The 14,687-nt window shown below is 35.5% G+C and carries 11 protein-coding genes; 1 reads left to right on the top strand and 10 read right to left on the bottom strand.

Annotated features, from left to right (window positions below; genetic code table 11):
* Positions 1 to 2: 2 nt before the first annotated feature.
* The 10 genes from hemC to QY331_03180 form a co-directional block, all read right to left on the bottom strand.
* Complete coding sequence (gene hemC / locus QY331_03135) at positions 3 to 944, bottom strand: hydroxymethylbilane synthase (protein ID WKZ70250.1); 942 nt, start codon at positions 942 to 944, stop codon at positions 3 to 5.
* Between the two features lie 2 nt (positions 945 to 946).
* A complete protein-coding gene (gene hemA / locus QY331_03140) occupies positions 947 to 2,248 on the bottom strand; it encodes a glutamyl-tRNA reductase (protein ID WKZ70251.1) in 1,302 nt (433 codons plus the stop codon).
* Between the two features lie 15 nt (positions 2,249 to 2,263).
* The gene (gene ccsA / locus QY331_03145; protein WKZ70252.1) at positions 2,264 to 3,088 is read right to left on the bottom strand and encodes a cytochrome c biogenesis protein CcsA; all 825 of its coding nucleotides are present in this window, start codon (positions 3,086 to 3,088) and stop codon (positions 2,264 to 2,266) included.
* A 343-nt stretch (positions 3,089 to 3,431) separates the two neighbouring features.
* Entirely contained in the window at positions 3,432 to 4,289 is an 858-nt protein-coding gene (locus tag QY331_03150; protein WKZ70253.1) for a CxxxxCH/CxxCH domain-containing protein, read from the bottom strand.
* 21 nt (positions 4,290 to 4,310) lie between these two features.
* Positions 4,311 to 5,516 carry a cytochrome c3 family protein gene (locus QY331_03155; GenBank protein WKZ70254.1) on the bottom strand — a complete coding sequence of 402 codons (1,206 nt, stop codon included), beginning with the start codon at positions 5,514 to 5,516 and terminating at the stop codon, positions 4,311 to 4,313.
* A 6-nt stretch (positions 5,517 to 5,522) separates the two neighbouring features.
* Positions 5,523 to 6,788, bottom strand: coding sequence for a hypothetical protein (locus tag QY331_03160; protein ID WKZ70255.1), 1,266 nt, complete (start codon positions 6,786 to 6,788; stop codon positions 5,523 to 5,525).
* 17 nt (positions 6,789 to 6,805) lie between these two features.
* The gene (locus QY331_03165) at positions 6,806 to 7,348 is read right to left on the bottom strand and encodes a cytochrome c family protein (GenBank protein WKZ70256.1); all 543 of its coding nucleotides are present in this window, start codon (positions 7,346 to 7,348) and stop codon (positions 6,806 to 6,808) included.
* Positions 7,349 to 7,452: 104 nt separating this feature from the next.
* The gene (locus tag QY331_03170) at positions 7,453 to 9,894 is read right to left on the bottom strand and encodes a cytochrome b/b6 domain-containing protein (GenBank protein ID WKZ70257.1); all 2,442 of its coding nucleotides are present in this window, start codon (positions 9,892 to 9,894) and stop codon (positions 7,453 to 7,455) included.
* Between the two features lie 30 nt (positions 9,895 to 9,924).
* Positions 9,925 to 10,800: a cytochrome b/b6 domain-containing protein gene (locus QY331_03175; GenBank protein ID WKZ70258.1), complete on the bottom strand. Its 876-nt coding sequence runs from the start codon at positions 10,798 to 10,800 to the stop codon at positions 9,925 to 9,927.
* Entirely contained in the window at positions 10,800 to 12,773 is a 1,974-nt protein-coding gene (locus tag QY331_03180; GenBank protein ID WKZ70259.1) for a cytochrome c3 family protein, read from the bottom strand. The genes QY331_03175 and QY331_03180 overlap by 1 nt, the downstream gene beginning before the upstream one ends.
* Positions 12,774 to 13,137: 364 nt before the next feature.
* Here QY331_03180 and QY331_03185 point away from each other — a divergent pair, with 364 nt between their 5' ends.
* The gene (locus QY331_03185; GenBank protein WKZ70260.1) at positions 13,138 to 14,634 is read left to right on the top strand and encodes a NapC/NirT family cytochrome c; all 1,497 of its coding nucleotides are present in this window, start codon (positions 13,138 to 13,140) and stop codon (positions 14,632 to 14,634) included.
* Positions 14,635 to 14,687 lie beyond the last annotated feature (53 nt).

Consider the following 14,687-nt stretch of genomic DNA (forward strand, 5'->3'; position numbering starts at 1 on the left):
ATTTACTTTCTTGCTGTTTCGTAAACTTCTTTTAAAATTTCCTTTGCACCTGCGCGTAATAAATTGCGGGCGAGATTTTTACCTAGTTTTTCCGGTTCGGTTTTACTACCGCGTAGTTTTTGTCTGTATGTCACACCTCCATCGATCGAACCAACCAAAGCATCCAAGTATAATCCGTTTGACATAACATTTCCCAAAGCACCAATCGGAACTTGACATCCGCCTTCTAATTCTTTTAGAAGTGCGCGCTCCGCTAACACAGCTTGAGCTGTTTCGTAATGGTTTAATGATAATAAAATATCTTCGGCAAATTTGTTTTCTCTGTTAATTTCAATTCCCAAAGCTCCTTGTCCAACTGCAGGAAGCATTATATCAGAAGATATAATAGAAGAAATATGTTTAGTCAATTTTAATCGTTCAACACCGGCGCGGGCTAAGATTATTCCATCCCAATTAGAATCTAAAAATTTTTGAATTCGTGTTGGAACGTTTCCTCGAAGTTCAACTATGTTCAAGTCGGGACGAAGATGTTTAAGCTGTGAACGTCTTCGTAAAGAACCTGTAGCTACGGTTCCTCCTTCGGGTAAATCCCAAATCGTCATTCCTTTCTTTCGAGCAATTAAAACATCTTCAACATCGTGACGTTTTGTAACTGCTGCTAATTTTAAACCATCGGGAATCTCAGTCTGCAAATCTTTTAAGCTGTGGACGGCTATATCAATTCTCTTATGAAGCAGATGAACTTCCAACTCTTTGGTGAACAAACCTTTATCACCGATCTTCGAAAGAGCCACATCAAGAATTTTATCGCCTTTGGTTTTTACTAACTTAATTTCGACTGAAACATTTTTATGTTTTCTTTCGATTTCCTTTTTAATAAAATTTGATTGCCATAGAGCTAAGTCGCTTCCACGCGAGCCAATGATTAATTTATGTTTATTCAATATTATTCCTCGTTCTTATGAGCGGTGCTCGAACCGTTTTTTCTATTTTCTAAATTGAACAACTCTTTAAGAATTAGTGCATGAGTTACTGCTTGCTGTGTATTTGTGCCATCTTCAGCAAGTTCACGCAATTTAATTGTTGGATTATGTAAAATTCTACCCATCATTCTGCGGGTCATATCTTCGAGTTTTTCATAATCTTCTTGAGAGATTTTGTGTTTTATTTTTTCTAGTTCATCATTTCTTATTTCATCAAAAAATTCACGAACTGTTTTAATGGTTGGAACTACTTCTAAAGCATTATACCAACTGAAAAGATTTGTCATTTCTTCAAGAATAATTTTTTCAACTTTGGGGATTTCTTCTTTACGTCTTCGCATGTTTTGATCAACTATGATCTTAAGCGAATCCATATCATGATAGAAAATAGTTTCTATCTCTTTAACCGTGGGATCTATATCTCTCGGAATAGCAATATCCATAATAACGCAAGTGTTACCTTTACGTTTTTTCATCATCTGTTTTGCATCATCAAACGAAATTATATAGTCGGGGGAACTTGTTGCACTTATAATAATATCAAATTCATGCAGATGAGTTGTTAGTTGTTCAAAGGGGATTATATCGCCTTGAACTTTTCTTGCTAAAGTTTCAGCTTTCGATAGAGTTCTATTTGCAATTGAAATTTTACCGACGCCTTTATCATGCAAGTGTACGGCAGCTAATTCCCCTGTTTCGCCGGCTCCGATAATCAACGCATTTTTCTTTTCTAAATTGGAGTAAATTTTTTCAACAACTTGAACGGCTGCATAACTAACAGTAACGGCACCTTCGCCGATTAATGTTTCTTTAATAGCACGTTTTCCGACGCGAATTGCAGAATCGAACACTCTTTTAATTATTGAGCCTGAGAAATGTAAATCCTCTGAATCTTGAAATGCATCCTTCATTTGTCCGAGAATCTGACTGTCGCCTATTATCAAAGAATCAATTCCCGAAGCCACAGAGAAAATATGTTTAACAGCACTACAAGAAAAGAACTTTAAAAAATGTTCAGATTTAATTCCCGAGACCGGCTTATAATTAATTATCGTCTCTTGTAATTTTTTATAATCAAGTAAACCATGTTTTGGAGTACCGAAAATTTCGGTACGGTTGCAAGTTGAAAGTATAAATCCATCTTCAAAAAGTTCGGTTTTAAGTTTGGGAATTAAATCAACTATTTCATCATGACTTAAATGAAGAGCTTCTCTTAATTCAATAGGAGCTGTTTTATGATTTATTGAGATGCCAAAAAGGTTCATGATTAATACAAAATCTTAATAAAATGAATGAAAACTGCTTGAAAATACAATTGATAATACTACAGATAATATCGTCAACACATAACCGAATAAAGCTAAGTTAACAACACGTTTGCCATTCCAATTAGCCACATATTTTGCCACTATTAAAAATCCGAATAAAATCCATACGATACCGGTTGTAATAAGCTTCGGATCGGTATAGCTGAAATTTGGAAAAGCAGAAGGAAGCCAAATCACACCAATCACAACTCCGAAAGTTAACAACACAAATCCGATAACAACCGAGTGAAAACAAAGTCTGTAAAGAGTTTCTAAACTTGGTAATCTTTTAAATACGAGTCCGAATTTATTCATCTTAATTTCATTATATAAAAGGAGGTAAAGCAAACCATAAACGGCTGAAAGTGTGAGACCGGAATAACCGAGCATTGAACTTACAACGTGTAAGCCGAGCAATCTATTTCTTAAAACTTCTGCAACTTCAAAAAGATCTTCAATAAATATTGAGGAGAAAATTTGAAACACCAATGAAAATAAAATAATAAATAATCCCGTCCCTCTAACATCAGTTAGAAGTTCTAAAACGAAATAAGAAAACGAAATGGAGAAGGCGAGAAGGGTGAAGATTTCGAATTTGTTTGTAATTGGAGTATGATCGAACTCGAATGTTCTAACCAATAAATAGAAAAAATGAATAACCAGTGTGATAAACAAAAACATTCTTTTCGCATCGGCAAAGGATTTGTTTTCCTTCAAGAAATCATATAGATAAACGAAGAAAGTTACTCCGTAAAGTATAGGGAGTATAACATTAAGTACGTGAATTGTCGAAAGCATTTCTCCTCATCTGCATATATTTATAAGTTGTTTCTATTTGCGTGCCAAAAAGCAGTTTTAAGAGTCTAAAATTATGCAAAAATAAGATCAATCGGTAATTTATTTTGAGGTAATAATTTGGCTTAAAGATGTCTAAATTGTTGTTTTGTAAGTATTTAGCCGCGTTTAGAATTGCTCTAAGAATATGCAGAATGGGTATATTTAAATTTTAATAGAGCTTGTAAAAAGAGATAATGATTGACTTCTTATAAATGGGATGAGATGACTTTTTCTTTCTTAATTGATGGAAATAAAAAAGCTGTTACCGAATTAACGGCAACAGCTTTAGGAATGTTTTTACTTCTTAAAAAATTTCTTTTTCACCATTAATGTGAAGTGTTTTATCAATAATATTGCCTTGCGCGTCAACAACTCTCGGGTGACAGTTCCAACATTGAGTTAAAGTAAATGAACCCGGGTGACCCATTGGCTGCGGAGTAATTAACTCACCTTCTTCATCTAATTCACCGTGACATGTTCCGCATTTAGCTTGTGATCCATCGTTTATTGTCCAATTCGGTGCAAAATTATTTCCGACAATCGGTACGCCTGAAGCCGCAATAAATTCGAAGTTACCATGACAATAAGTATTTTGGCATGTCAATGATTCAAAATCATAAACGGCAACTGAATCTCCAAGATCAGCAAATTGCCCGAATATTACTTCAGCTCTGCTTCCGGCTTCATCAATGTGACCTTCCGCAGTAAATGAATTTGGAACATGATGACATTCTGAACAAGCCACATTCTCTGCAATTTGAATTCCATATAAATGAACTTGATGAGCACCAACAGCGTAATCTGAAGTGCTGGTTTCATTGTTGGTCCCTTGAGGCGGGGCAATATTAGACGGATCAGCGAAATCCCCGTGACAAGTATTACATGCTTCGGGTCCCATATCTTGTGAGTGGCATTTTAAACAAGTTACACCGACAGTTCCGCCGGCATAATTAGCGCCATGACATTGTGCACATGCAAATAGATTCCAATTATCTTCACGAATTAATTGTCCGTGAAATTTATCGGAAAGTCGATTTTTTATTCCATCTTCATGAATCGATACTTCCTGAGGTTCGGTAAGATCATATCTCGATTCGGCGCATCCGACAAAGAATAAAGTTCCGACTAATAATAATATTGAATATGAGATAATATATTTCATTGTTAACCTGTAAAATTAATCTTAGTTATTATGACAGTATGCACAAAATCCGAAATTCATGTTTCCACCCGGATAAGCGTTTGCATCAGTATGACAATTATAGCAAACCGATCCGGCATCATTGTGCCAATCACCATTATTGCTACTCATAAAGTTAATGTCATGTGTCTTAGGATTAGTCCCTTTTACACCGTCCGGATCAACATGGCATAAAATACAATTTGCATCGGCGCCTTGAACATCATGACACGAAGCACATCTTTCAATATCTCTTCTAGCAAGTCGTGAATGTTCACCACCGCCCGAGCCAACTCCAATCATTACAAATCCTTGTTGAAGATGTGATGATGGCATAATACCTTCGGCAGCAAAATCTTGATGATTCGATGAATGGCATTCAGCACAGAAAGTTTCTGTTTGATGACAAGTTTGACATTCCATCGTTTTACCTTTTGCATCAATACCGTGCAAGAATCTGTAATTCAAATCATGAACACGAGTAATAACTTGCTGTTTAGTATTATTCAAATATGTGTGCGGAGAATAAGGTGTATAAAAATTATCAACTAGGTTTGATTCATCAATTCCGATAGTTGCAACGTGGCAATCTTCACAGAATACATCATTATGACACATTGCACAATCCGCTGTAGCTGCCATAGCCGAGAATTTGTGATTATCAAAAAATGAAGCTGTTCTATGATTTTGAGGAAGAAGATTATCGGTTGCAGTATGGCATGCCGAACATTCATTTGTTGCAACAGCTTTATCATTATGGCAAGAATAACATTGCATCATTGGTGGATTTGCTTGAGAAGATTCGAAGCTATAATTAATTTCTTCGAAATCTTTATGACATTCAGCACAATCCATTCCCTTTTCCGCTACGTGAAATTTGTGAGAGAAAATCAATTCCGATTTCTTTTGCAGTAAGGGTTCAAAAACATCATCATAATGACATGTTCCGCAAGCGTCCATGTCCTCAACATCATGGCACATTGCACATGCATCTTTTTCGGGAATCAGTCTGTCTGATAAAGACTCACTTTCAAGAACTCCTGTATGACATGATTCGCAATCACTTAATTCCGCATGCAGCGAATGCGAAAATATGATAATACTTTCGTTGGTCTTTTCTTGAGGTTCTTCTTGCGTGGTAAAAGCAGTGACAAAAATTACCGATATTCCCAAAATGAAAACTGCTAAGTACGTATATAATTTTTTCATATTTTTCTAAAAGTTAGTGTTGAACCAGTGATTGATTTTAAAGAGAATTCGGAAATCATTATTATAAATTTTGTTTGATACATATTGTGTTTGAAGATCGAACGATAATTTGCTCCAAGGACGGATATTAATTCCGGCTAATAATGCGAGCAAATTATTTTTTGGGTCATTTTCCGATAGTCTATAACTTGAAACCGTAAGTCCGAACGAAGGAGTAATAAATCCGTCATCGAAAGAACGTGCCGTATAAACCGAGAATGAATTAAGTTCGCCAGCATAACCAAAAGATGTTCTGTAGCTAACAGTTCCGTAAGTGGTATTTACTCCCAAGGTTAATCTTTGAGAATCTTCGTCTTGATAAGTAACATTAGCAAATTTTCCGAAAGCAGTTACAACATCGCTGAACTTATAATCCAATCCGCCTTCAATTTCTTCAGTATTGGAGAAATTAAATACAGAGAAAATTGAATTGTATCTAATTCGTGGTTCACGGTAATTATAGTAAAGTGAAACCCCGAAATCTTCAACTTGAGTATAGCGAGTCCCGATCTCAAATCTTGATGTTTGCTCAAAATTTAGATCGTAATTATACCTTGAATTAATTTCTATTAGTTTGGGGATATAATAAGAAACTTCAGCACCCAAATATTTGAATTGGTTAGAAGCTCGTTGAATAAGAATTGTATCAAGCACGTTAAACTCATTCAAACGGATTGCATCATAATCTTGGGCTTTGAAATTTTTGTCGGTATAATTAACTGCAATTCTCAATTCATCAGTTGGATAAACGGTAAGTTCACCGCCAAGAATAAAGTCATTAGCAAAGTCGTCGGTTAATTCCAGTTTCTGATATTCCGGAACATTACCACCGTAGAAACCTTCTAATTTGAAAATCCCATGTCTAAGTTGAAGATTAACACCGTCGTACAATCCACCTGCAACGCCATTATAAAGAGACTGTCTTCCAAGTCGAATTGTGGCAACATTCAATAAATTTCTAGCTTCAACATAAAGATTATAGAATCTTAAGCGCGGATCGTTGTTCAGTGAATTTGCAATATTGGTTTCAAAATTTAAACGTGATCTTAGAGTGATGTTGTCTTTTGATAAATTAAAATAAAGTGAGCTAAGTGATCTAACATTTAATTCCGAAACTTCAGGAGCAGAAAATCGCTCAAAAGTATAGAGGGAAGTTGAGAATCTTCCGTTTAAATTTTGAGCCGTCACCACTAAAGTAGTGAACATGACGGCTGCAATTAAAATCTTTTTCATTTTCTACCTATGCTGATTTATTCAGTTGGCACATTGTGTTTAATCTTTTCGTACATCTCAGCAAACTTAAATTCTTTGTAAGTAGGACTTTTTTCATTATGGCAAGTTCTGCATTGAGCTTCAATCGCTTTGTCATCAGCCCAAACTACTAAACCAGCAGCAACAGAAGCGGCTTGATCTTTCATAACTTTCATAGGGCTGTAATCTTTGCCTGCACCGTGACAAGTTTCGCATTGCACGCCTGCGGAAACTTCAAATCCTTTTTCCATTCTTGAAGCTGGAAGATCATAACCGGTTGCATGACAAACTAAACATTCTTTTGTTTCAGCAGCTTTTGTTTTAAAGCCTTTTTCTGCAGCAATTTTATCAGCTTCAGCTGTTGTTAAGGTTTTGTAAGCATTTGCGTGTGCTGAACCTTCCCATATTGAAAGTTGTGAGCCTTGTTTTTCAGTTTTGTGACACATTGAACATTTTTTTACACCAATGTAATTGAACTCTTGCGCGTTAATTGTTAAAGCGATAAACGATAACGCAATTACTGCTAGCCAGAGTTTTTTCATAACATTCCTCCTGTTTATATTGGGATATTTATATTAAGAATATAATCCATTTATCCGATTTTAGCAATCGAAGACGTATAAATCTTTTTATAAAAACAACTATATTAGAGTCCTTTTAAGCGCTCAATAACCCAATTTCTTAATTCCGGATCATTTTCCATTTCGGCTGACATAATTTCGTCAGGATTTGCGCCATGTTTTTTCATCGTATCTAAGAATAATTTTGTCGAATGACTAACTTCGTCAATATTCTTTTGTTCTTCTTTAACTTGCATCCATTCCAAAGCAATTTTTTTGAAATGTCTTTCGTGATGATGTCTATATCTGTGTAAACTCATCTTACCATCAACCCACACAAAACTCATAGGGTATTCACTCGGTCTGAATATTACAAAGAACCAATGCCATACAAAAATTGCAAGAGTCGCAAGTATTGCTTCGTAAAAGTGAATTGTTTCACTAACTTTTATTAACCAAACCGGCGCCCAATCATCAACTATAGTTGGGAACCATAATATTAATCCTGTGACACCCATTACTATTGTACCCCAAACCAAAGCCCAATATTCGGCTTTTTCGGTATAATCAAACTTGCTGAATTCAGGGGGATGTTTCCTCAATCTTAAATAGTACATGAGATTTTGAGTCGCTTCTTTGATATCCTCAAATTTTGGAGCCATGTGAGAAAGTACATCACGACCGCGTTTAGTAATAACCAAATAAATCACGTGATATAAACTCAGGACTATCATCACAACAGCAGCAATTCTGTGAATTAATTGTCGAATATCTTCAGACATTCCAAATTGATATAAACCATCTGCCCACCAGCTGAATGGGTATTTCAAAGCGAAGCCTGTAATTGCCAAAGTGAAGAAAGAAGTAAATAATAAAACGTGTTGAATAACTTCATTCCTTGTGAATCTAGGTATAAGAATTTCTTTTCTTTCATTCTGTTTGCGTTTTCTTACTTCATGAACATATATAAGAAGGTTGTGAAGAATCATTCCGCCGATAATAACAACAATTAACCAGAAATAAATTGTAGAAACTAAATCCTCAACTTGTTGAGCTTCTTTATTCTGTGATATATGAGAATAACTTTTCGCAAAAACCGGTTTTGCATCTGGATGACATTTTTGACATGTCTGCAAAACCTTTTCTTCACTAACTGAAGAAGCGGGATGTTTTTGCGGGAGTATATCGTGTACATTATGACAATCAATACAATATGCTGCGTTCGGATCATTTCTTTTAACTGCCAAGCCGTGATAGCTATCTTGGTAACTATATGCTTCAGTTTGTGATAGTCCCAATCGTGATGTAAGTATCGGATCTTGATGACAAGAAATACAAATTTCTTCTTGGAACTGCTTTACCGAATAAGTGCCTTCCGCTAATTCTTTTGCACGGGGACTGTGTTCGCTGTGGCAATCACTACAAATCGGTGCAACTCTTAATCCTTTTTGAGCGCCGATCCAATGAATTGAATTTTTATAATCATGAACAACATCGGCATGACATTGTTCACAAGTCTCATTTAAATTAAATGTAGAAATTTTAGAGCCAGGTTGAATTCTGTTTTTGATATCATGAACTCCGTGACAGGTCGAACAGTTCATGTCGATATCTTTACCTTGTGCCATTAATGTATAATGGAAAGAGTCTTCGAATCTTAATCCTGATCTGACGTTTATTAAATTAAACTTCTCTGCAAATTTCGCATCGTCGTGACATACACCGCAAGTATGACCAAGATTTTCGTTTGAAACTTTGCTGGCTGGATTGTTTACATGTAATACCTCATGAGAACCGTGGCAATCCCAGCACGCTGCAGCTTCGGTAATTCCGTCGCTAAGTGAAATACCGTGAATACTTTCTTTGTGTTGATCGGCTTGTTCTTTATGGCACACATAGCAGCTAGCAACTTCAACTTTATTGAAATTATCGGGGTGATCGTCTAGTTTACTTGCAATTGCCGAATGGCAATCATTACAAATTAAATCCTTATGAACAGATTGAGATAATTGAGGAGCAAAATCTTCAGTTGAATGACAATCCGCACAAGCATTATCTTCAATTTTTTGAACAGAGTGGAAAGGTCTCATTAACAATTTCGTTTCATGACAACTCGAGCAATAATCACGAGCTTTATTAGGACTATCTTCCGGTGGTTTTACGTAATGAGAACCATGGCAGTCAATACATTCGGGTGGATTTTTTACTCTGTCCTTTAGGCGATGATGAACATCATTTTGAACAATCGAATAAATTTCTTCATGGCAATCAGCACACTCAACTTTATAAATATCCGTTCCTTCTCTATGCGGTAAATTTTCGCCATCAAAATCTGTGTGACAATCGGCGCAGTCGAACATTCCGTGAACTGAGTTCGAATATCGATTACCATCTATAAAGAGGGAAATTTCTTTTCCTTTTCTTTCATATGTTAAACTCTGATCTTCGTGACAAACTAAGCAATCATCTTGAGCTGATATAAATAGGTGAGTGACTAAAAAAAGTAATAGAAATTTCGAAATTTTCATTCGTTTACCATCAATTATTTTTCAAAAAAATTATCTATATAAGAATATCATCGAATAAATAATCATTACGACAATTATTAATCCGGTTATTAATGCCGTGAAGCCGAAAATTCTTGCACCTTTAACTAACCATTCCGGTGGGGGCGGTGCTAATCTCGATTCTAATTTATTTGTATCAACTAAAATTTGGTATTCGCGTGGTCTATCTTTTTTAAATTCTTCCAACGGAACTCTTCCTGTAAAGATTACATTATCCATCGGGAATTTATCCGGTCTAAAATGAGTATTGAAAAAATGAATTGTAAAAATAAATCCGGTCGCAAGTAATGCTTCATCACTATGTACAATAGTTGCTACATTTATCAACCAGCCGGGCAAACCTAAACCTGTGAAAAATTCCGAAAACCATAATAACAAACCACTGGAACCAATTACAGTAATTCCCCAAAACACTGCAAAGTAATCAAACTTTTCCCAATAGGTCCATCTACCGTAGTCCGGACGTTTTCCTACACCAAAGAACCATTTAATAGTTCCGATAAACTCTGTAAGATCTCTTTTATTTGGAACCATAGAGTTTTCGCCGGAGAACATATGCTTATAAGATCTTTTTTCTTTGGTCACTTTTTTAATCAGATAACCAATATGAAGTATAAAATAAGCGAAAGTAATTATAGCGGCGAATCTATGAATGAATCCGGTTACTTCGTATCCACCCATTAGTTTTGAAGCAAATTGAAAAATTCCAACACCGGAAAATTTGATGGTCATTCCGGTTACAGCGAGCGCAATAAAACTTAAAATAACAAGTATATGTAAGAAACTTAGAAATGGTTCGAATCGCCAAATGTATTGCTCATCATGATTTTCTAAAGTTTCACTTTTTCCTAAATCTTTATTTTCCATTAATCGGTGTTTCCTTCTTTCTTTTTATTTTTCAATTCACGTTCTTTCTTCTCTTTTCTTTTTTCAGCTAATCCCCTTGGCAACCAAAGTAGAGTATGAGCTCCAAAGAATAAGAAAGTTCCGGTTAACAAAATAGTCATAAACCAAAATGTATAAAACAAAAATGGATATTTATCTTTATCGTGATGTGTCGCGTGTGTTAAATATCCAACGAATTTTCTGTTGGAATTTTCATGACAAGATTTACAAGTTTCGACAATATTATCTCTGTGAAGTGTAGATTTAGGCTCATAAGTCGGAAGAATATTATGTGCGCCATGGCAATCATAACATTTAGCCGCACCAACCGAACCCAATTTTGAAACTTTGCCATGAAACGTATCAAAATAAGTATCAGTTACATCTTCATGACATCTGCCGCATTGGTCTATTATTTCTGCTCTAAAATCGTCTTTATCTGTTCTTTTTATCGTATGCGCTTGATGACAATCCTGACATCCCGGTAATTCTTTGTCTGTTTTAGTAACGAGCGGACTGTGAATGCTTTGTGTAAATTGTTCATAAATTCCGAGGTGACATTTAGCACATGTTTCTCCGACATTATCTTTGCTGATTGTAGATAATGGATTGCTTTCAGGTAATTCTCTATGAGCTGAATGGCAATCGACACAGGTAGCGGTAACAGTTAAACCGGATTCGAGCAGGCTTCCGTGAATACTCTGTGTATAATCTTTAATAATACCTTCGGCATCTTCAACCATGCCTTTAGCAACTCCGCCGGGGCTGTGGCATTCTCCGCAAAGTTTGGGAACATTTCTTGAAAATGTTGGAGATGTTCTGTCTTTTTTCAACTGAACTTTATGATCTCCGTGGCAATCAGTACAATATGGTGCATCTAAATTACCACTCATCAATTCCATAGAATGCTGACTTAACTCCCAGTCTTCAACTTGACTTGCGTGACAAACAGAACAATCAACCTTACCGCTTTCATAACATATTGGATCATTAAATGGAGTGATATTAGTGTGACATTTAATACATGAGTTATCTTTGTGAACTGAATGTTTTAAATCGTTTACATCAACAAAGAGACTTTGTGGTTCACCGTTAACTTCTCTGGTTAAATTTTCGTTTCCGTGACACGACATACATTTTTGATCATCGTATTTCTGATCATAAAAAACTCTTCTCACTTCATGCGGTTGGTGACAATCTATACAAGCCGGAATTGAATGGGGTTGTTTTTCCCATAATTCACCACGTATAACTTTCGTGTGGACTTTTTCGATTTGAGTGTGACATTGCATACAAGTTGAAGCAATATTATTTCTGTTAATAGAAGAATTTGGATTTTCATGCGGAAGAATATTATGTGTAAAGTGACAACTAGTACATACGGCGGTTACGATTAAACCTCTTCTGAATAACCCATCGCCGTGAATTGATTCTTTATAATTTTCAAGGATATGACTTTGGGAGATATTTCTTAAACCAGAAACTTGTGTGCCTTCTTTATGGCAGCTTCCGCACAGATTTGGAATGTTCATAACATAAGTCTTAGAATTTTCATCTGTGTGAGAAAGGATATCATGTTTTCCATGACAAGTTGCGCATGAAGGGGCCAAGAATTTACCTTTTTCTAAAGCTTGGCCATGTAAACTATTCTCATACATTTCGGCGGGTTTATCATGGCACATTGCGCAATCAACTTTATAAATCTGCTCGCCTTCACGATGGGGGATATCTTCGGGATCAAAATCCTGATGACAGTCAACACATTCCAAATCAGCATGAACGGATGTGTTAAACTTTGATTCATTAACAAAAAGTGATACTAATTTATTGTCTCGTTCATAGGACAATGATTTGTCACCATGACACATCATACATTCGTCATTTTGTGCCGAAATTTGTACAATAAGTGAAAAGAAAATTAATAGTGACCCAACATTTCTAATTTTTTTGATCATCATTTTCCCATATAAAATTTATCGTCAAATAATTGCAAAAATCATGCTAAAAATATGACATTAATAACTCATTAAAAATGAGATAATCTGATATAATTTCTTATTTGGAGAGATGAAAACAACCAAGTTTTTCATATCTAAGAAAAATCAGAATAAGATATTAGAGTATAATATCCAAAAGAAAAATATTGAGAATCGAACTCTTTGTCAAACTTTAAAGATGCCGATAATTTCTAAATGCCGTATATTGAAAAAGTGATGCAGTTGATCGTAATAAATTAATTGTGAATTAACAGCAGAAAAACTATCTTAATAAATTATAAATCAGACCAAATTAACTTAATATCTACAATTTGAGGAAATTATGAAACTCAAACTTCCCGAATCTTCTTATAACTGGATTTCATTAGTGGGGGCGACAATCGCATCAATTAGTTTTTTCATGATTGTTTTTCTCTTCATAATCTCATCGGTATTCGATCGTGGGGGTTCGTATCTCGGTTTAGTCGTTTATATAATTCTTCCGGCGTTCTTGATTGCCGGTCTAGTTTTGATTCCTATCGGTATGATCTGGAAAAAAAGAAGAATCAATAAACATGGCGATTCAGAAAAAAGATTACCTCTAATTGATTTGAATAATGAAAGACACAGAAATGCTTTCACAATTTTTATTGTTGGAACAATATTGTTTTTATTCATTTCAGCCATCGGTAGTTATGAAGCATTCCATTACACTGAATCGGTTGAATTTTGCGGAACTGTTTGTCACAGTGTGATGGAGCCTGAATATGTAGCGTATCAATATTCTCCGCATGCAAGAGTAAGCTGCGTTGATTGTCATGTCGGTGAAGGTGTTGACTGGTATGTGCGTTCAAAACTTTCCGGGCTTAGACAAGTCTACGCAGTTCTTGCCAATACTTATCCGACTCCAATCCCAACTCCGATTACGGACCTGCGTCCTGCAAGAGAGACTTGTGAAAGATGTCACTGGCCGGAAAAATTCTATGCTCAAAAATTTAGATTGGAAAGACACTACTTAAATGATGAAACAAATAGCGAATGGGATATTTACTTAACCATGAGAATCGGTGCAACACATAGCGCACTCGGTTTAACCGAAGGAATTCACTGGCATATTAATCCGGACGTAAAAATTGAATACATTCCAGCAACCGAAAAACGCGAAGAAATTCCCTGGGTCAGATATACAAACTTAAAAACCGGTGAAGTAACAATTTATGAAGATCAAGATAATCCAATTGATCCAGCTGAAATGACTAACATGAAAGTGAGAGAAATGGATTGTATGGATTGTCATAATCGTCCTTCGCATAATTATAAACCACCGGCATTTTTTGTTAATAATGCACTTACCGCCGGAACAATGCCGAAAGAGTTGCCCGAACTAAAATCAATTTCTATGGAAATTTGTTCTGAAGAATTTGAAACTAGGGAAGAAGCAAATGAATATATAAGAACAACTCTGTCGGAGTTTTACGAAAGTAATTATCCCGAATTTGATCAAGCATTAGTTGAAAAAGCAATTGTTGGTTTACAAACAGAATACAACAGAAATATTTTCCCGGAAATGAAAGTTAAATGGGATCAATATCCTAATCATATTGGGCATGTTGAGTTTAACGGCTGCTTTAGATGTCATAATGATTTACATATGAGTGAAGAAGGGAAAGTAATTTCGAAGGATTGCAATCAATGTCATTATATTACTGCACAAGGACCGCCTGATAATCTGCAAGTTGCTAGTATTAATGAATCACTTGAGTTTGTTCATCCGACTGATATTGATGAAGCTTGGAAAGATTTTCTGTGCACGGATTGCCACACGGGTTTGAACCCCTAAAAATAAAAAACCCGGGATTTTCAAAATCCCGGGTTTTATTTACCATTATAAAA

This window comes from Melioribacteraceae bacterium, from assembly GCA_030584085.1.
In the GTDB taxonomy this organism is placed as follows: domain Bacteria; phylum Bacteroidota; class Ignavibacteria; order Ignavibacteriales; family Melioribacteraceae; genus SURF-28.

Bases quoted from the DNA above. Each gene is read 5' to 3' on its own strand.
- QY331_03155 (WKZ70254.1), bottom strand. From the start codon at position 5,516: ATGAAAAAATTATATACGTACTTAGCAGTTTTCATTTTGGGAATATCG.
- hemA (WKZ70251.1), bottom strand. From the start codon at position 2,248: ATGAACCTTTTTGGCATCTCAATAAATCATAAAACAGCTCCTATTGAA.
- QY331_03160 (WKZ70255.1), bottom strand. From the start codon at position 6,788: ATGAAAAAGATTTTAATTGCAGCCGTCATGTTCACTACTTTAGTGGTG.
- QY331_03170 (WKZ70257.1), bottom strand. From the start codon at position 9,894: ATGAAAATTTCGAAATTTCTATTACTTTTTTTAGTCACTCACCTATTT.
- QY331_03175 (WKZ70258.1), bottom strand. From the start codon at position 10,800: ATGGAAAATAAAGATTTAGGAAAAAGTGAAACTTTAGAAAATCATGAT.
- QY331_03165 (WKZ70256.1), bottom strand. From the start codon at position 7,348: ATGAAAAAACTCTGGCTAGCAGTAATTGCGTTATCGTTTATCGCTTTA.
- QY331_03180 (WKZ70259.1), bottom strand. From the start codon at position 12,773: ATGATCAAAAAAATTAGAAATGTTGGGTCACTATTAATTTTCTTTTCA.
- QY331_03185 (WKZ70260.1), top strand. From the start codon at position 13,138: ATGAAACTCAAACTTCCCGAATCTTCTTATAACTGGATTTCATTAGTG.
- QY331_03150 (WKZ70253.1), bottom strand. From the start codon at position 4,289: ATGAAATATATTATCTCATATTCAATATTATTATTAGTCGGAACTTTA.
- ccsA (WKZ70252.1), bottom strand. From the start codon at position 3,088: ATGCTTTCGACAATTCACGTACTTAATGTTATACTCCCTATACTTTAC.